Origin of the sequence: Photorhabdus aballayi (assembly GCF_026153155.1) — a bacterium.
In the GTDB taxonomy this organism is placed as follows: Bacteria; Pseudomonadota; Gammaproteobacteria; order Enterobacterales; family Enterobacteriaceae; genus Photorhabdus; species Photorhabdus luminescens.
This window is the reverse complement of sequence record NZ_JAPFCD010000005.1, coordinates 60,677-79,609: the sequence shown is the minus strand read 5'-3', so window position 1 is coordinate 79,609 and position 18,933 is coordinate 60,677. Positions and strand designations below refer to the sequence as shown.

Genomic DNA, 18,933 nt, shown 5'->3' with positions numbered 1-18,933 from the left:
GTTTAATCAGCGATGGCTCCATCATGTAGTGCCGAGGTGGTGAAATTGGTAGACACGCTACCTTGAGGTGGTAGTGCCCACACTAGGGCTTACGGGTTCAAGTCCCGTCCTCGGTACCATTATTCGGATAGCTTGCGTTTTCGCAGTTATCGGCGTAATATTTGCCACGTTTTCGAACGCGGGATGGAGCAGCATGGTAGCTCGTCGGGCTCATAACCCGAAGGTCGTCGGTTCAAATCCGGCTCCCGCAACCACTTCTTAAATTAAGATGCACCTTTTTGAACGAAATAATTCAGCAATATTTGAGATATTGGTTCTGATTTAAAGGGGCATGAAGTGAGTGGTTGAAGCCACTGGCAGCAAATAGGGTCCAGTTGCATAAAGCCCCGAATTTCGGGGTTTTTTGTTATTTGACAACAGAACTACTGGGCTAATTAGCCCTTTTTTTATGTCTTGGGGGTGGGCTTGTCCACATTAGAGCAAAAATTAACAGCGATGATTTCAGCACCAGTTGAAGCTTTAGGCTTTGAGTTAGTCGGCTTGGAGTTTATTCGTGCACGTGTTTCTACACTGCGAATTTATATTGATAGTGAGAATGGTATCACTGTTGATGATTGTGCTGATGTTAGCCACCAGGTCAGTGCGGTATTGGATGTCGAAGATCCTATCTCAGTGCTTTATAACCTGGAAATTTCTTCACCTGGCTTAGAGCGTCCTTTGTTCACGGCTGAACATTACCAGCGTTTTATTGGTGAGGAAGTCAGTCTGGTTTTACGTATAGCAATGCAAAACCGTCGGAAATGGCTGGGTATTATCAAAACTGTCGACGGCGAAATGATCACGGTTACGGTGGATGGAAAAGATGAAGTGTTCGCACTGAGCAACATCCAGAAAGCGAACCTGGTACCCCACTTTTAAAGTTCGGATGAGGCAACTAGGATGAATAAAGAAATTCTGGCTGTTGTGGAAGCGGTTTCCAACGAAAAATCCCTTCCACGCGAAAAGATCTTCGAGGCGCTGGAAACAGCATTGGCCACAGCCACCAAGAAAAAATATGAACAAGATATTGATGTTCGTGTCAGCATTGACCGTAAATCTGGCGATTTTGACACCTTCCGTCGTTGGTTAGTTGTTGAAGAAGTGACTCAGCCGACTCGTGAAATTACGCTAGAAGCGGCTAGATTTGAAGAGCCTGAAATCGATTTGGGTAGCTATACCGAAGATCAAATTGAATCAGTGACATTTGATCGTATTACAACGCAAACCGCTAAACAGGTTATTGTACAAAAAGTACGTGAGGCTGAGCGCGCTATGGTTGTTGACCAGTTCCGCGAACAGCAAGGTGAGATCATCACCAGTGTGGTTAAGAAAGTCAATCGTGAGAATATCACTCTTGATTTGGGCAATAATGCTGAAGCAGTTATCCTTCGCGAAGATATGTTACCAAGGGAAAATTTTCGTCCAGGTGACCGTGTGCGTGGCGTACTGTATGATGTTCGCCCTGAAGCGCGAGGTGCGCAACTGTTTGTCAGCCGTTCCCGTCCGGAAATGCTGGTTGAATTGTTCCGTATTGAGGTTCCGGAAATTGGTGAAGAACTAATTGAAATTAAAGCTGCTGCTCGCGATCCGGGATCTCGCGCTAAGATTGCAGTAAAAACGAATGACAAACGTATTGATCCGGTTGGTGCTTGCGTTGGTATGCGTGGTGCGCGAGTACAGGCTGTTTCCAGCGAACTGGGCGGCGAACGAATCGATATCGTATTGTGGGATGATAATCCTGCTCAGTTTGTCATTAATGCTATGGCTCCGGCTGATGTTGCATCTATTGTTGTTGATGAAGACAAGTGCACGATGGATGTTGCCGTTGAAAGCAACAATTTAGCGCAGGCTATCGGCCGTAATGGTCAAAACGTGCGTCTGGCTGCGCAGTTGTTGAAAAGACACCGTAGTGATGACAAATGGGAATTAAATGTCATGACTGCTGAAGAGCTACAAGCAAAACATCAGGCAGAAGCTCACGCTTCTATTGATACATTCACTAAGCATCTCGATATTGATGAAGAATTCGCTACTGTTCTAGTCGAAGAAGGGTTCTCAACTCTGGAAGAATTGGCCTATGTACCAATTAAGGAACTTCTGGAAATTGAAGGCCTTGATGAGGAAACTATCGAAGTCCTGCGTGAACGTGCGAAAGCTGCTTTAACTACTCTGGAACTGGCTCAGAAAGAGAGTCTCAGTGATAAACAACCAACTGAAGAGTTGTTAAATCTGACTGGTATGAACCGTACTCTGGCATTTGACCTAGCTGCCCGTGGCATCTGTACGCTGGAAGATCTTGCCGAGCAGGGTATCGACGACCTATCTGATATTGAAGGTTTGAATGATGAGAAGACAGGCGAGCTCATCATGGCGGCCCGAAATATCTGTTGGTTTGGCGATGATGCGTAATAAACCGTAGCAGGAAGGAACAGCATGACAGATGTAACCGTAAAATCACTGGCAGAAGAGATCCAGACTTCGGTTGATCGCCTGGTACAGCAATTTGCTGATGCAGGGATTAAAAAAACCGAAACTGATTTTGTCTCTCAGAAAGAAAAAGAAGCTTTACTGGCTCATTTGAACCGCGAACAAGGTGGTTCGGCTGGTAAACCCGATAAATTAACATTGCAGCGTAAGACTCGTAGTACGTTGAATGTTTCAGGCACCGATGGTAAAAGCAAACCGGTAGCCGTTGAGGTCCGCAAAAAGCGTACATATGTGAACCGTGATGCAATTGAACAGGCTAAAGCGGAAGAGCAGGCGAAGCGTGAAGCGGAAGAGCAAGCACGGCGCGAAGCAGAAGAAAAAGCGCAACGTGAAGCCGAAGCAGCAGCGAAGAAACTCGCTGAAGAGCAGGCTAAACGTGAGGCAGAAGAAAAAGCCAAACGTGAAGCAGCTGAAGAAGCTAAGCGCCAGGCAGCGGAAAATGAAAAAGTGACCAATCAACATACCGAACATAAGCAAAAACCAGTCCAGACTGACAAAACAACCCAAAGTGAAAAAGCACGTCGTGAAGCAGAAGCTGCTGATCTTAAGCGTAAAGCAGAAGAAGAGGTGCGTCGTAAGGTAGAGGAAGAAGCTAGACGCGTTGCTGAGGAAGCTCGTCGTATGGCTGAAGAGAATCAGGACAAGTGGTCAAGTGATTCAGATTCCATTGATAACGATGATTATCATGTCACTACCTCCCGTCATGCCCGTGCAGCAGAAGACGAAAACGATGCTAAAGTTGAAGGTGATCGTCGTGCTCGTGGTCGTAGCGGTAAGGCTACTCGCCAGAAGAAAAATAATAAGCATTCTGAATCTAAAGCAGATCGTGAAGAAGCCCGCGCAGTTGGCCGTACAAAAGGCAAGCAACGTAAAACCAGTACATTGCAACAAAGTTTTAATAAGCCTGTAGCGGCTGTTAACCGTGATGTTGTGATCGGTGAAACTATTACTGTTGCTGAGTTGGCTAATAAAATGGCTGTCAAAGGTTCTCAGGTCATCAAAGCCATGATGAAAATGGGTGCAATGGCAACCATCAACCAGGTGATCGATCAGGAAACTGCACAGCTAGTTGCTGAAGAAATGGGTCATAAGGTTATCCTGCGTCGTGAGAATGAGCTGGAAGAAGCGCTGATGAGCGACCGTGATACAGGTGAAGCTGTTGCTGAATCTCGCGCGCCGGTTGTGACTATCATGGGGCACGTTGACCACGGTAAAACTTCTCTGCTGGATTACATTCGTTCTACGAAAGTTGCTTCTGGTGAGGCGGGTGGTATTACCCAGCATATCGGTGCTTACCATGTTGAAACTGAAAGTGGCATGATTACTTTCCTGGATACTCCAGGGCATGCTGCATTTACTTCAATGCGTGCACGTGGTGCAAAAGCTACCGACATCGTGGTCCTGGTTGTTGCTGCCGATGATGGTGTGATGCCTCAGACTATCGAAGCTATTCAGCATGCAAAAGCAGCGAATGTGCCTGTAGTTGTTGCGGTTAATAAGATCGACAAACCCGAAGCTGATCCGGATCGCGTGAAGAATGAGCTTTCTCAGCACGGTGTTCAGCCTGAAGAATGGGGCGGTGAAACACAGTTTATCAATGTATCTGCTAAAGCTGGTATTGGTATTGATGAATTGCTGGACGCAATCTTACTTCAAGCTGAAGTTCTTGAACTAAAAGCAGTCCATTCTGGTATGGCAAGCGGCGTTGTTATCGAATCATTCTTGGATAAAGGCCGTGGTCCGGTTGCGACAGTGCTAGTTCAAGAAGGTACTTTGAACAAAGGTGATATTGTACTTTGTGGCTTTGAATATGGACGAGTTCGTGCAATGCGTGACGAGCTAGGTCGCGAAGTGTTCTCTGCGGGTCCATCTATTCCAGTAGAGATTCTTGGCCTGTCCAACGTACCTGCCGCTGGTGATGAAGCGACTGTTGTACGTGATGAGAAGAAAGCGCGTGAAGTTGCTCTGTATCGTCAGGGTAAATTCCGTGAGGTCAAACTAGCTCGCCAGCAGAAATCTAAACTGGAAAACATGTTTGCTAACATGGAAGAAGGTGAAGTTTCTGAATTGAATATTGTTCTGAAATCTGACGTTCAGGGATCATGTGAAGCGATCCGCGAAGCATTGGAGCAATTGTCTACCAATGAAGTGAAAGTGAAAATCATCGGCTCTGGCGTAGGTGGCATTACCGAGACTGATGCAACACTGGCTGCTGCTTCTAATGCAATTATTCTGGGCTTCAATGTTCGTGCCGATGCTTCTGCACGTCGGGTTGTTGAAAATGAAAGCTTGGATCTGCGTTATTACTCTGTTATTTATAGCCTGATTGATGAAGTTAAACAGGCAATGAGTGGTATGCTGGCGCCTGAATATAAACAGCAAATCATGGGATTAGCAGAAGTTCGTGATGTGTTTAAGTCACCGAAATTTGGTGCGATTGCAGGTTGTATGGTAACCGAAGGTACGATTAAACGTAATAATCCAATTCGCGTATTGCGTGATAACGTAGTGATTTACGAAGGTGAATTGGAATCCCTTCGCCGCTTTAAAGATGACGTTAACGAAGTCCGTAATGGTATGGAATGTGGTATCGGTGTTAAGAACTACAACGATGTTCGTGTTGGTGACATGATCGAAGTATTTGAAGTTATTGAAGTTAAACGATCTATCGCTTAATTCCTACCACTGGTTAATTTCATTATTATTGGGGGGCTTTTGCCCCCCAAATGTCAGGAGATATAACAATGGCAAGAGAATTCAGTCGTACTCAGCGCGTTGCACAGGAAATGCAAAAAGAGATTGCCATCATTTTACAGCGAGAAGTGAAAGATCCCCGAATCGGTATGGCGACTGTTTCTGGCGTTGAAGTTTCCCGTGATTTGGCTTACGCCAAAGTATTTGTCACCTTTCTGAATGTGTTGACTGAAGAACATGATTCCGATGTGGTAAAAAATGGTATTAAGGCATTGAATGAAGCTTCTGGTTTTATTCGTTCTCTGTTGGGTAAAGCAATGCGTTTGCGTGTCGTACCAGAACTGACTTTCTCCTATGATAATTCCCTGGTCGAGGGGATGAGGATGTCCAATCTGGTTACTAATGTTGTGAAGAATGATGAACAGCGCCGGGCTTCTGCGGATCACAAAGAGGAGAAGTAATGGGGCGTAGTCGTCGCGGTCGTGATATACATGGTGTGTTGTTACTGGATAAGCCGCAGGATATTTCTTCTAATGATGCGTTACAAAAAGTAAAACGTATTTTCAACGCCAGCAAAGCTGGTCACACTGGCGCGTTGGATCCACTAGCAACGGGTATGCTACCGGTTTGCCTTGGTGAAGCCACGAAGTTTTCCCAGTTCTTACTTGATTCTGACAAGCGTTATCGAGTGATAGCTCGTCTTGGTCAGCGAACTGACACATCTGATTCACACGGGCAAATCATCAGTGAAAGAGCAATCCTGTTAAATCAGGCACAACTTGATACAGCTTTGGATAAATTCCGTGGTAATACCATGCAAATTCCTTCCATGTATTCTGCACTGAAACATCAGGGAAAACCATTGTATGAGTATGCTCGTCAGGGTATTGAGGTAGAACGCGAAGCACGGCCGATTACAGTCTATGAATTACAGTTTATCCGTTGGGAAGATGATGAACTGGAATTGGAAATACACTGTTCGAAAGGAACTTATATTCGCACTATTATTGATGACTTAGGTGAATTATTAGGCTGTGGTGCTCACGTTATTTATTTAAGACGTTTACAGGTAGCGAATTATCCAAATGATCGCATGGTGACACTTGAGCAATTATATGAATTGCAAAAGCAGGCCAAAGATCAGGAAATACCTGTGGGCGAATTAATTGATTCATTACTATTACCAATGGATAGTGCAATTGCTCATTTCCCAGAGGTTAATTTGATTCCAGTAGTTGCGGCTTATTTTAAACAAGGTCAGGCGGTGCGCAGTGCTAAATCCCCGGCTCTGGTTGAAAGTATGGTACGTGTAACTGAAGGTGATGAACGGAAATTCATTGGCATTGCTGTTATCAATGACGATGGGCTTGTTGCTCCCCGCCGTTTAGTTGTTGAAAGCCGGGATTAGGGTATTTGGGGCTATCTTGCGCTTAACTTATTTGCAGCGTAGAATGGCGCAGTTATATGTTGGGTAGCTGAATTAGAGATCGGCCATCCGTAATTTTAGTTTATATATTTTTGGAGTTGTAATTATGTCTCTAAGTACTGAAGCAAAAGCGCAAATTATTGCTGAATTTGGTCGTGATGCGAATGACAGTGGTTCCAGTGAAGTACAGATTGCTTTGTTAACTGCACAGATTAACCACCTGCAAGGCCACTTTTCAGAGCATAAAAAAGATCACCACAGCCGTCGTGGTCTGCTGCGCATGGTTTCTCAGCGTCGTAAACTTCTGGACTATCTGAAGCGTAAAAATGTAACAAGTTACACTGCGCTGATTGGGCGTCTTGGCCTGCGTCGCTAATCAAGCAAGTTTCAGTGGAAAGGGGCCATATATGGCCCCTTTTCTTCTGAGAAGCCATCATAGGCAACAGCACAAAAAATGCTGGTGGTGGTTTTTATTAAGGCTCTTCAGTTACAGAGGTTCGCGCGGCTAATGAGAGTGCTTAAGGGAGTAAGACCTGTCGTTAGTCGCGAGGATGTGGCATGAAGAGATCATTCATTGTTGTTTGCTGAATATAAAAGGCAATGTTAACGAAAGGATATTATTTTGCTTAATCCGATTGTTCGTAAATTTCAATATGGTCAACATACCGTTACTATCGAAACGGGTATGATGGCTCGCCAGGCTACAGCGGCTGTCATGGTCAATATGGATGACACCGCTGTATTTGTTACCGTTGTTGGTCAGAAAAAAGCAAAAGAAGGTCAGGATTTCTTTCCACTGACTGTTAACTATCAGGAACGTACTTATGCTGCTGGTCGTGTTCCAGGCAGCTTCTTTCGTCGCGAAGGTCGCCCTGGTGAAGGTGAAACATTAGTTGCTCGTTTGATTGATCGTCCTCTGCGTCCTCTGTTCCCAGAGGGTTTCCTGAACGAGGTGCAGATTGTCGCAACGGTTGTTTCTGTTAACCCGCAAGTTAACCCAGATGTTGTTGCAATGATCGGTGCTTCTGCTGCGCTGGCGCTATCTGGTATTCCGTTCAATGGCCCAATTGGCGCTGCACGCGTTGGTTATATTAATGATCAGTATGTGCTTAACCCAACCAGTGATGAGCTGAAAAATAGCCGTTTGGATCTGGTGGTTTCAGGTACTGCTGGTGCTGTTTTGATGGTTGAATCTGAAGCAGACATTCTAACTGAAGAGCAAATGTTAGGTGCGGTAGTATTCGGCCATGATCAACAACAGGTAGTTATTGATAACATTAATGCGTTGGCTGCGGAAGCAGGTAAAGAAAAATGGAATTGGGCGCCGGAACCTGTTAATCAAGTGTTGCATGACCGAGTAGCTGAATTGGCGGAAAGCCGTTTGGGTGATGCTTACCGTATCACTGAAAAACAGGAGCGTTATGCTCAGGTTGATGCTATCAAAGAGGAAGTGACGGCAGCGCTGTTGGAACAGGATGAAGCTTTAGAGGAAGCCGAAATCCATGAGATTCTGGGTAGCTTAGAGAAAAAAGTTGTTCGTAGTCGTGTCTTGCGTGGCGAACCACGTATTGATGGCCGCGAAAAAGATATGGTTCGTGCATTGGACGTACGTACTGGAGTTCTGCCTCGCACTCATGGTTCTGCGCTGTTTACTCGTGGTGAAACTCAGGCTTTGGTTACTGCGACTTTGGGTACAGAACGTGATGCACAGATCATTGACGAGTTGATGGGAGAGCGCACAGATCGTTTCCTATTGCACTACAACTTCCCGCCATATTCTGTTGGTGAAACAGGTATGATTGGTTCGCCAAAGCGTCGTGAAATTGGTCATGGTCGTTTGGCTAAACGCGGTGTGGCGGCGGTTATGCCGAAAGCTAACGAATTCCCATATACCGTTCGTGTAGTTTCTGAAATTACGGAATCAAACGGCTCATCTTCAATGGCATCTGTTTGTGGCGCATCTCTTGCGTTGATGGACGCAGGTGTGCCGATTAAAGCTGCTGTTGCTGGTATTGCAATGGGGTTAGTGAAAGAAGACGATAATTTTGTTGTTCTGTCTGATATCTTGGGTGATGAAGATCACTTGGGAGATATGGACTTTAAAGTCGCGGGTAGCTGTGAAGGCATCAGCGCACTGCAAATGGACATCAAAATTGAAGGCATTACCCGTGAAATCATGCAAATTGCTCTGAATCAGGCAAAAGGTGCGCGTTTGCACATCCTGAGTGTAATGGAGCAGGCAATTCACAGCCCACGTAATGAAATTTCTGAATTTGCACCACGTATTCACACTATTAAGATCAACCCTGATAAGATCAAAGATGTTATCGGTAAAGGTGGTTCAGTTATCCGTGCGCTGACAGAAGAAACCGGTACTACCATTGAGATCGAAGATGATGGCACAGTGAAAATTGCTGCAACTGATGGTGAAAAAGCAAAACATGCCATCAGTCGTATTGAAGAAATCACTGCTGAAATCGAAGTTGCTCGTATTTACACTGGTAAAGTAACCCGCATCGTTGATTTTGGCGCATTTGTTGCTATTGGTGGCGGTAAAGAAGGTCTGGTACATATTTCTCAGATTGCTGATAAGCGTGTTGAGAAAGTGGCAGATTATTTGCAGGTTGGTCAGGAAGTCTCAGTTAAAGTTCTGGAAATTGATCGCCAGGGTCGTGTTCGCCTGAGCATTAAAGAAGCGACAGCCGGCGTAATTGTCGAGGATACACCCGTGGCGCCACAATCAGCAGAATAAATTTGATGTCATAAACGGTGTCTTTAGAAAGGCGCCGTTTATAGACTCAGGGCAGGAGGCCCAATAAATGCAATATGGGTGATAGGGCATTCTTAATTTAATGTCTGACTTTCGGGAGTAGGAAATGAATCTTTTTCTGCGCTGGTGTTATGCTGTAGCAATACTTCTTTTGGCAGGATGCAGCAGCAAGGATTGGCGTAAAAACGAAGTTTTTGCTATTCCGTTACAACCTTCATTGCAACAAGAAGTCATTCTGGCTCGCATGGAACAGATTCTTGCGAGTCGGTCATTGACAGAAGATGAGTACGCACAGCTTTTATATGAGAGAGGTGTGCTGTATGATAGTCTCGGCCTGAGAGCTTTGGCACGAAATGATTTTTCTGTTGCCTTATCTATTCGGCCTAATATTCCAGAGATTTTTAATTATCTGGGAATTTACTTCACACAGGCTGGCAATTTTGATGCTGCCTATGAAGCGTTTGATTCTGTATTAGAGCTTGATCCAACTTACAATTACGCGCGTCTTAACCGTGGCATCGCGTTGTATTACGGTGGTAGGTATAAGTTAGCGCAGGATGATCTGCAGGCGTTTTATCAAGACGATCCAAATGATCCTTTCCGTTCGCTGTGGTTGTACCTGGTGGAAAAAGAATTTTATCCTAAAGGGGCAATGTTGAATTTATCGCAACACTACGAAAAAGCGAACCGGGGGCAATGGGGCTGGAATATAGTTGAATTCTATTTAGGCAAAATTAGTGAATATACATTGATGAATCGCTTGAAAGAGAATGCAACGGATAACACTTCGCTCGCTGAGCATCTCAGTGAAACTGACTTCTATTTAGGTAAGCATTACCTAAGTCTGGGGGACAAGGATAGCGCATCTGCGTTATTCAAGCTGACGGTAGCTAACAACGCACATAACTTTGTTGAGCACCGCTATGCATTGTTGGAATTGGCGCTGTTAGGCCAGGAACAAGATGACCTATCAGAATCGGACCAGCAATAGCTGACGAACATTTCGATATCGATTAACAAAGTCCATCATCTTGATCGATGAGGGCTTATTTGTTCGTTTAATTAAATACTTTGAGCCAGTTCACATTTTAAATGAAAATGACCGAAATTTTTTTCGATGCGTTATGTAGACTGGCCGCCATAACTAATGAGGCACCATTACATGACCACTGAGACTGAAATCTCTTTTGCTGATCTGGGTTTATCAGCACCTATCCTTTCTGCACTGGAAGATCTAGGCTATGAAAAGCCATCTCCAATTCAACAACAATGTATTCCCCATTTATTAAATGGTCGTGACGTACTGGGTATGGCGCAGACGGGGAGTGGTAAAACAGCGGCATTCAGTCTGCCTTTGCTGCATAACATCAATGCTGAGTTGAAAGCTCCGCAGATCCTTGTGTTGGCGCCGACCCGTGAACTGGCGGTACAGGTAGCCGAAGCGTGCGCAGATTTTTCTAAACATATGCGTAACGTGAATGTTGTTGCGTTGTATGGTGGGCAACGTTATGACGTTCAGTTACGCGCTTTGCGTCAAGGGCCACAAATTGTTGTGGGTACGCCTGGGCGTCTTTTGGATCATCTGAAGCGTGGTACTTTGGATCTGTCTAATCTGAGCGGTTTAGTTTTGGATGAAGCAGACGAAATGTTGCGTATGGGCTTTATCGAAGATGTTGAAAACATCATGAGCCAGATCCCCGCAGAACATCAGACTGCGTTGTTCTCTGCAACTATGCCAGAAGCTATCCGTCGTATTACTCGTCGTTTTATGAACGATCCGCAGGAAGTGCGTATCCAAGCGAGTGTAACGACTCGTCCTGACATCAGCCAGAGCTATTGGTCTGTTTACGGTATGCGTAAAAATGAAGCTTTGGTGCGTTTCCTTGAAGCAGAGGATTTTGATGCCGCGATTATTTTTGTGCGCACCAAAAACGCAACGTTGGAAGTGGCAGAAGCACTGGAGCGTAATGGCTACAACAGTGCGGCGCTAAACGGTGATATGAACCAGGCACTGCGTGAGCAGACATTGGAACGTCTGAAAGATGGCCGTTTGGATATTTTGATTGCAACTGATGTTGCAGCGCGTGGACTGGATGTTGAGCGCATCAGCCTGGTTGTTAACTATGACATTCCAATGGATGCCGAATCTTATGTTCACCGTATTGGCCGTACTGGCCGTGCAGGGCGTGCTGGTCGTGCGTTGTTGTTTGTAGAAAACCGTGAACGCCGCTTGTTACGTAACGTTGAACGTACAATGAAGCTGACTATTCCAGAAGTTGAGCTGCCAAATGCTGAGTTGTTGAGTCAGCGTCGTCTGGAAAAATTTGCCGCTAATGTGCAGCAGCAATTGGAAAGTAGCGATCTGGATCAGTACCGTACTCTGTTGTCTAAATTGCAACCTGCGGAAGATCTGGATATAGAAACTCTGGCCGCAGCATTATTAAAAATGGCACAAGGTGAGCGTCCATTGATTCTGCCTCCAGATCCGGTACGTCGTCCTCGCCGTGAATTCAATGAGCGCGATGATCGTCGTCGTAACGGCCTTGATGATCGTGGCGAACGTGGTGATCGTCCTCGTCGTGAACGCCGTGATGTCGGTGAAATGGAGTTGTACCGTATTGAAGTGGGCCGTGATGATGGCGTTGAAGTTCGTCATATCGTTGGTGCGATTGCTAACGAAGGGGATATCAGCAGCCGTTATATTGGCAATATCAAATTGTTTGCAACGCATTCCACGATTGAATTGCCAAAAGGTATGCCAGGTGATTTGTTGTCCCACTTTACCCGTACCCGCATTCTGAACAAGCCAATGAATATGCAGTTACTGGGTGATGCACAGCCGTTTGAGCGCCGCGAACGTCGCGGTGGTCCACGTAACGGCAATGGCAATGGTCCTCGTCGTGATCGTGAGAATTTTAATGGTGGTGGTCGTCGCTTCAATGGTGAACGCCGCAGTGGAGAAGGTCGTGGTGAAGGCCAAAACCGTGGCAATTTCCGTGGTCGTGGCGATGATCATGGTTCATCAGCTCCACGCCGTCGTTATAACAACAGTAATGCGCAGTAATTGTCTGATTAATATTTAAATAATAAAGCGGCTCTTTTTACAGGAGCCGTTTTTTATCAGTTAATTGTTTCAATTGCGGTATGATTCAGTCTTCTTGGGGATCAATTAAATCAATTACTTTGCCAATGATTTCATCGAGCAATTCAGCCTCTGCATCTGTAGCATATGTCGCTTTCGTTCCTTCTAAATCCAGCGTTCTGATTTGGTGACATAATACGACACCTGTAATTTCTCCAGAAAGTGTACTACGGCCATCAACCACAACTGTTGTACCTGATGAGCGTGGCTTGCTCCCACCTATTGTTATTGGACAACAAATTGCAGTTCCTAAAGCGTTATTCAATATAGTTTCAGTGATAACAATGAAGTAATGTTTTCCCTTTAATTCCCGGCCAGTCACTGGATCATGATCTACAAACCAGATTTCTCCTCGTCCTGGGAATTTTTTCCTTTTAGTCATCATTGTATTCCTTACCAACTGCCGGAGTTTCGTTCCAGAATGCTACTGATTGATTTAGTACTTTTATTTCCTGAGGATTGATTTCTGTAAGAAGCTGGGATAGGGTTTTTCTCCCTCTCCGTTGTCTTTTAGCAGATATTATATTGAGACATTCCCCCTGTTTATTTAGCTCTATTTCTGTACCGGGGCGCCAACCCAATGATTGAGCTATATCGCTGGGAATAGTTAATACAACAGCCCCACCTTGCTTTCTTAATCGAGTCAATGTAGTCATAACTGCTCCTTAAAAAGACGCATTATGTAGCACATTATAGCACAAATCACATATTCATTCATGTCTATAACAGCAAAAGCTGCTCTATACGGAGGGCAGCTTTTGATACGTGGAAGGAAAATCAGTGATTCAGTACTTCAACTGAATTACCTGCACTGCGGGTGCGCCACAGTTTTAGCCACTGCATAATGGAAGAGATCGTAATTACAACGCCGAGGATAACCATCACAATGGAGATCGTTCCGTTGAAGATGTTGAAACCTTTTGCGGCGGGGTTGAAGTAAACATGCTTCACCATCCAGTAAGCAGCGTAGTTCACAGTAACGTACAGGTAAGCCAGTGGTACCAGGCAGGTCAGCATATACCAGCGTTTTTCAGACAGACGTAGGATAATGGTTGCGCCAATCATCAGTCCGATGGAGGCCATCAGTTGATTGGATACCCCGAATAGCGCCCAGACTGAATTAATATCGCCGGAATTCAGTAGGTAGCCCCACAGTAAACAAGCAACGATACTGCAACCAATGGAACCTGGTAACCAGTTAATGCGTTTCAGAGGCGCCCAGATATCGCCCAGAAAATCTTGCAGCAAGTAACGGGCAACACGGGTACCAGAATCGACCGCTGTCAGGATAAATACAGCTTCGAACATGACGACGAACTGGAAGAAGTAGGAGGCTAACTGACTAAACCAAGGGATGCGGGTGAAGATATCTGCCATACCAACCGCCAACGTAACTGCACCACCGGTACGGCCATACAGATCCAGACCAATTTCCTGACTCAATTGTGGTAGATGGATAACATCCATACCTAGTGTGGCAAAGACCTCTGGGGTGGAATTAATCGCGAAATAATCAGCAGGATATAGGGAAGTGGCAGCGATCAACGCCATGACGCCAACAACACATTCTGCCAACATTGCACCGAAACCAACTGGCAGAATATCACCCCACTTATCGATCTGTTTTGGTGTTGTGCCAGAGCCGATAAATGCATGAAAACCAGAAATAGCACCACACGCAATGGTGATGGAGATAAACGGCCACACCGGACCAGCCAGTACAGGGCCATTGCCATGAATAAATTCAGTGACTGCCGGGAATTGGATCTCTGGGTTAATAAAGATGACACCCACAACCAGCGCACCGAATACACCGATTTTCATAAAACTGGAAAGATAACCACGGGGAGTCAATAACATCCATACAGGCAGAGCGGTGGCAAAAAACGCATAGATTGGCAGCGCCAAGCTGACAGTTGATGTACGCAGACTCAGCCACTCACCGAAAGCAGATGCCTGAATGTAAGGGCCGGCAATCACACAAGCCATAATGGTGATAATACCTACCCAAGTTGCTCCGCGCATATTACCTGTGAAGCGCTCCCATAGACCGACTCCGATTGCGACCGGAATGGTCATAAATACTGCAAATGTTCCCCAGGGATTACGTTCTAGCGCGTGAACAACCACCATAGATAGTCCTGCCATAGTAATCGTAATGATGAACAACATTGCAAGGCCGGTGCACCAACCAGCAATTGGGCCAAGTTCTGTTTTGGCAACTTCTGACAGGGATTTACCGCTATGTTTCATTGATGCGAATAAAACAACCGTATCATGCACGGCGCCGCCGATAACACAGCCGATTAACAGCCATAACATACTTGGCAGGTAACCGTATTGAGCTGCTAACACAGGGCCAACCAGCGGTCCTGCGGCTGCGATTGCTGCGAAGTGGCTACCAAAATTGACCCATTTTTTCGTGGGTACATAATCCTTACCGTCTTCCAGTAAATGGGAAGGTGTAACTTCGCTATCATCTGCTTTCAGTACCTTTTTAACGAAGAATACGCCGTACAATCGGTAGCAGATAACTAGAATACACAACGTTGCAATGACAAATGTGAGAGCATGTTGCATTTCTCTTCTCCTGAGAGTTATAAATTTTTACTCGTATCTTGTCATAGGTAAAGGAAGCTATAAGAGAGTGTCTGAGTGAGTGGTTGTATGGCGGGTTAAGTGGTCAGATTCAGCAGGTGAGCGGTGAGTAAGAACTGACTAACCTGCTAAAAATGTGATGAATGTCACGGTTACTTCAATCCTAGTGCTTCTTTTAGTGGTTTCAAATAACGGCGGCTGACAGGAATAGTTTTACCATTGCGTAGAATCAGTTCGGCCTGCCCGTGATCACCAAATAGAATTTCGCGCAGATGGGTCATATTGACCAAATATTGACGATGATTTCTCATCAATGGTGTGCGGGTTTCCAATGTGCGAAGTGTCAGTTCAGTAAATCCTTCCTGCCCATTGGTACACATAACATACACTCCGCTTGGACGGGAGGTGACGTAAAGGATTTCATCCAACTGCACAAGCCAGATTCGGCTGTGGCCGGTGCATGGGATATATTTTAGCGGCTCTTCTGCTTTGAGGGTGGAAATATCCTGTTTCTGATGTCCTTGCCGTAATCGTTGTAAGGTTTTAGTTAGACGGCTTTTTTCCAGAGGTTTTAATAAATAGTCAAATGCGTGCTCTTCAAATGCTTGTATTGCATATTCATCAAATGCGGTCAGAAAAACAATATAGGGACGATGTTCTGGATCGAGCATACCAACCATTTCTAATCCGGTGATACGTGGCATTTGGATATCCAAAAATACAACATCGGGTTTTAGATGATGTATGGCGCCAATGGCTTCAACGGCATTGGCGCATTCGCCAATAATTTGAATATCATGTTCTTCTTCTAGCAAACAACGTAGGTTTTCTCGTGCAAGCGGTTCGTCATCGACAATTAATATATTCATATTCACACAGTTTTATTAGCCTCTTTAATGAGTGGTAAGCGTAAAATTACGCGGGTAAATTTTTCTGGTTGGCAATCTATTTGCACGCCATAATTTTCACCATAGCGAAGTCGTAGTCGTTTATCTACCAGACTCATTCCTAGTCCATCCCCCATAGAGGCCGATTTATAAAGACCGGCATTATCTTCCACTTCCAGTATTAACAATTGATGCTGTTGATGAGCACGAATAGTAACCCTACCGGTTTCTAATAACTGTGATGTGCCGTGTTTGATTGCATTTTCTACTATTGGCTGGAGAGAAAAAGCGGGTAATTTGGCGTGAAGTAAAGATTCTGGCAGTTCAATGCTTATTTGCAGATGATCACGAAAACGTGCCTTTTCAATTTGTAAGTAAGCATTCACATGCTCTATTTCATCAGCTAGCGTGACAATCTCTTCCGACCGTTTCAAGTTCTTACGGAAAAAAGTTGAGAGATATTGTACTAATTGACCCGCTTGATAACTGTCCCGTCGGATTACTGCTTGCAGAGTATTTAAGGCATTAAATAAAAAGTGAGGATTCACTTGCGCATGAAGCAGCTTAATCTCTGATTGCAGCAGTGATTGTTTGTTACGTTCATATTGTCCTGCGAGGATTTGGGCGGATAACAGGCTGGCAATACCTTCCCCTAGGGGGCGGTTGATTGAGCTAAATAGACGATTTTTAGCTTCATAAAGTTTGATTGCGCCGATAACTTGCTGATTTTCTCCCTGTAGCGGAATGACCAGTGTGGAACCTAATTTGCAGGTTGGATTAATTGAACAACGGTAAGGTATTTCATTGCCATCGGCATAAACCACTTCATTATTTTCAATTGCTCGACGGGATTGTTCCGAAGAAATAGGTGTTCCAGGGAGGTGATGATCTGAACCGATACCAATAAATGCCAGAAGTTTTTCTCTATCTGTAATAGCAACTGCGCCTATTTCCAGTTGTTGGTAAATAACTTTTGCTACCTTCATACTGTTATTTTCATTAAATCCTTTTCGCAGAATACCCTCCGTATAGACAGCGATTTTCAACGCTTGAGCAGAAAATGCACTGGTGTATTTTTCAAATATTGCGCGCCGGTCAAGTAGGATACGTATAAACATTGCTGAGCCGATACTATTAGTGACGATCATAGGGGTTGCGATATTTTTGACTAATGTTAATGCTTCACTGTATGGACGGGCGAGCAGTAGTAAAATGCCCATTTGTATTATTTCAGCACAAAACGTGACGACAGCGGCTGTCCAGGGGTTAATCAGTCGATTTATTTGACCACGTTTCGTCAGATAGCTGTGAATAATGCCACCGATTAAACCTTCAATAATCGTTGATATCATGCAACTGAAAGCGGTCATCCCGCCAAGAGAGTAGCGGTGCAGTCCTCCGGTTAACCCCACCAGCACGCCGACGCCTGGCCCGCCTAGCAGTCCGCCAAGAACTGCGCCAATAGCACGGGTATTGGCAATGGAATCACCTACATGCAGACCAAAATAAGTTCCCATAATACAGAAAATGGAAAAAGTGACATAACACAGCAGTTTATGAGATAAACGCACAGTAACTTGTAACAGTGGAATAAATAGTGGTGTTTTACTTAGTAGCCAGGCGATAACTAAATAGACACACATCTGTTGTAGTAATAACAACACAAGATTAAATGCGTACATAGACTTTCCGAGAGAATTGTGAATATTGTTAGTTTACAGAAACAGCTAATAATATTATTAAGAGTTTGGTTTAAGTAGGTTAATATTTGACAAGAATCATGAACCACTACACTATTGTAAAGCGTTTTCCTTTCTGTCAGTGATTATACGCACAAACATATAAGAAATTTCCGTAGAACAATGCGAAGCTATAGCGTTAGTTTCAGGTCGGGTAATTTTGGATGTGTAAGACATCATGAAAAAAAGCACATTTTTTACGATTTTACTGGTTATTTTGCTCACAGCAATGGCTGTGTTATTTCGTTCCCATAACCAATATTTATTGTTGCAAGGTGAAGTTGATGCACCGGAAGTGATTGTGGCATCTAAAGCGAAGGGGCGAGTGGTTGAGCGTCACGTTGAACGAGGAGATGATGTTAAGGCAGGGCAATTGCTGGTTACACTCGAAAGCCCGGAATTACTGGCCCAGGTTGCTTCACTAGAAGCTGCTCGTGATCAAGCCAAAGCTCAATTGGAGCAATCTCTTCATGGAACACGTGAAGAAAGTATTCGGAATCTGGAAGCGGGTTTGGCGCAAGCTCAGGCTGAATACGATAACGCGGTTCGTGAATATGATCGTGTTCAGAACGTAGCATCTAAAGGTTATGTTTCACGGAACGATCTGGATAATGCCCACAGAAGCAGGGATGTTTCCTATCAGAAAATGCAGAGCGCAAAAGCGGCATTGGATGAAGGTATGCATGGTGACAGGATTGAACTGCGTCAGAAATATGCAGCAGCTTTACGTCAGGCTGAACAGCAACTGATTGAGTTACAAACCCAGAGTGATGATTTACAGGTCAAAGCACCTGTTGCTGGGGAGGTTGGGCCGATTCCGGCAGAAGTTGGTGAATTATTTAATGCTAATAGCCCCTTGGTGACATTAGTCCGTGTACCAGAAGCTTATTTTATTTATAACCTGCGGGAAGACATTCTGGCAAAGGTGCACAAAGGGGATAAAGTCAAACTTCGTATTCCTGCGCTAGGTGATAAAGAGATCGAAGCCGAAGTTCGTTATATCTCTCCGATGGGTGATTATGCGACTAAACGTGCAACTCGTGCCACCGGTGATTTCGATTTAAGAACCTTTGAAGTGCGCTTGTATTCCTTACAGCCTATTGAAGGTTTACGTCCTGGAATGAGTGCCTTGTGGCGTTGGGATAAGTAGG

The 18,933-nt window shown here is 44.8% G+C and carries 16 protein-coding genes and 2 tRNA genes; 13 read left to right on the top strand and 5 right to left on the bottom strand.

The genetic code is table 11. The features are described 5' to 3' along the window. The first annotated feature begins 30 nt into the window (after positions 1-30). The 12 genes from OO184_RS04440 (at position 31) to OO184_RS04390 (ending at position 12,480) form a co-directional block, all read left to right on the top strand. Positions 31-119 (top strand) — tRNA-Leu (locus tag OO184_RS04440). A 58-nt stretch (positions 120-177) separates the two neighbouring features. After that, positions 178-254: transfer RNA gene (locus tag OO184_RS04435), tRNA-Met, on the top strand. 211 nt (positions 255-465) lie between these two features. Beyond that, positions 466-918, top strand: a complete 453-nt coding sequence (gene rimP / locus OO184_RS04430) for a ribosome maturation factor RimP (RefSeq protein WP_023043415.1) — start codon at positions 466-468, stop codon at positions 916-918. Positions 919-939: 21 nt separating this feature from the next. After that, positions 940-2,448, top strand: a complete 1,509-nt coding sequence (gene nusA, locus OO184_RS04425; protein ID WP_049585102.1) for a transcription termination factor NusA — start codon at positions 940-942, stop codon at positions 2,446-2,448. Positions 2,449-2,472: 24 nt separating this feature from the next. Further along, the gene (infB, locus tag OO184_RS04420; RefSeq protein WP_265378146.1) at positions 2,473-5,202 is read left to right on the top strand and encodes a translation initiation factor IF-2; all 2,730 of its coding nucleotides are present in this window, start codon (positions 2,473-2,475) and stop codon (positions 5,200-5,202) included. A 68-nt stretch (positions 5,203-5,270) separates the two neighbouring features. Further along, positions 5,271-5,681 carry a 30S ribosome-binding factor RbfA gene (gene rbfA, locus OO184_RS04415; protein WP_049585104.1) on the top strand — a complete coding sequence of 137 codons (411 nt, stop codon included), beginning with the start codon at positions 5,271-5,273 and terminating at the stop codon, positions 5,679-5,681. Beyond that, positions 5,681-6,628: a tRNA pseudouridine(55) synthase TruB gene (gene truB / locus OO184_RS04410; protein ID WP_265378145.1), complete on the top strand. Its 948-nt coding sequence runs from the start codon at positions 5,681-5,683 to the stop codon at positions 6,626-6,628. The genes rbfA and truB overlap by 1 nt, the downstream gene beginning before the upstream one ends. Positions 6,629-6,752: 124 nt before the next feature. Then, the gene (rpsO, locus tag OO184_RS04405; protein WP_015836102.1) at positions 6,753-7,022 is read left to right on the top strand and encodes a 30S ribosomal protein S15; all 270 of its coding nucleotides are present in this window, start codon (positions 6,753-6,755) and stop codon (positions 7,020-7,022) included. 246 nt (positions 7,023-7,268) lie between these two features. Next, positions 7,269-9,398 (top strand): polyribonucleotide nucleotidyltransferase, encoded by a 2,130-nt coding sequence (pnp, locus tag OO184_RS04400; protein WP_265378144.1) that lies wholly within the window; start codon positions 7,269-7,271, stop codon positions 9,396-9,398. A 124-nt stretch (positions 9,399-9,522) separates the two neighbouring features. Further along, on the top strand, positions 9,523-10,407 hold the full coding sequence (gene nlpI, locus OO184_RS04395) for a lipoprotein NlpI (protein WP_036776503.1): 885 nt from the start codon (positions 9,523-9,525) through the stop codon (positions 10,405-10,407). Between the two features lie 101 nt (positions 10,408-10,508). Continuing rightward, positions 10,509-10,589 (top strand): protein YrbN, encoded by an 81-nt coding sequence (gene yrbN / locus OO184_RS25165; protein WP_105394837.1) that lies wholly within the window; start codon positions 10,509-10,511, stop codon positions 10,587-10,589. Then, complete coding sequence (locus OO184_RS04390; RefSeq protein WP_265378143.1) at positions 10,579-12,480, top strand: DEAD/DEAH family ATP-dependent RNA helicase; 1,902 nt, start codon at positions 10,579-10,581, stop codon at positions 12,478-12,480. Before yrbN ends, OO184_RS04390 begins: the two co-directional genes overlap by 11 nt. Positions 12,481-12,565: 85 nt before the next feature. On the opposite strand, the gene OO184_RS04385 is transcribed toward OO184_RS04390, so the two are convergent. From OO184_RS04385 to OO184_RS04365, 5 genes are all read right to left on the bottom strand, one after another. Next, complete coding sequence (locus OO184_RS04385; protein ID WP_312023685.1) at positions 12,566-12,943, bottom strand: type II toxin-antitoxin system PemK/MazF family toxin; 378 nt, start codon at positions 12,941-12,943, stop codon at positions 12,566-12,568. Continuing rightward, positions 12,933-13,214 carry an AbrB/MazE/SpoVT family DNA-binding domain-containing protein gene (locus OO184_RS04380; RefSeq protein WP_265378142.1) on the bottom strand — a complete coding sequence of 94 codons (282 nt, stop codon included), beginning with the start codon at positions 13,212-13,214 and terminating at the stop codon, positions 12,933-12,935. The genes OO184_RS04385 and OO184_RS04380 overlap by 11 nt, the downstream gene beginning before the upstream one ends. Positions 13,215-13,335: 121 nt before the next feature. After that, positions 13,336-15,138: a carbon starvation CstA family protein gene (locus OO184_RS04375; protein WP_265378141.1), complete on the bottom strand. Its 1,803-nt coding sequence runs from the start codon at positions 15,136-15,138 to the stop codon at positions 13,336-13,338. 170 nt (positions 15,139-15,308) lie between these two features. After that, the gene (gene btsR / locus OO184_RS04370; protein WP_265378140.1) at positions 15,309-16,025 is read right to left on the bottom strand and encodes a two-component system response regulator BtsR; all 717 of its coding nucleotides are present in this window, start codon (positions 16,023-16,025) and stop codon (positions 15,309-15,311) included. A 2-nt stretch (positions 16,026-16,027) separates the two neighbouring features. Next, positions 16,028-17,725, bottom strand: a complete 1,698-nt coding sequence (locus OO184_RS04365; RefSeq protein ID WP_265378139.1) for a sensor histidine kinase — start codon at positions 17,723-17,725, stop codon at positions 16,028-16,030. Positions 17,726-17,960: 235 nt separating this feature from the next. Between OO184_RS04365 and OO184_RS04360 the strand changes: the two genes are divergently transcribed. Beyond that, complete coding sequence (locus OO184_RS04360) at positions 17,961-18,932, top strand: HlyD family secretion protein (RefSeq protein WP_265378138.1); 972 nt, start codon at positions 17,961-17,963, stop codon at positions 18,930-18,932. Position 18,933: the final 1 nt, after the last annotated feature.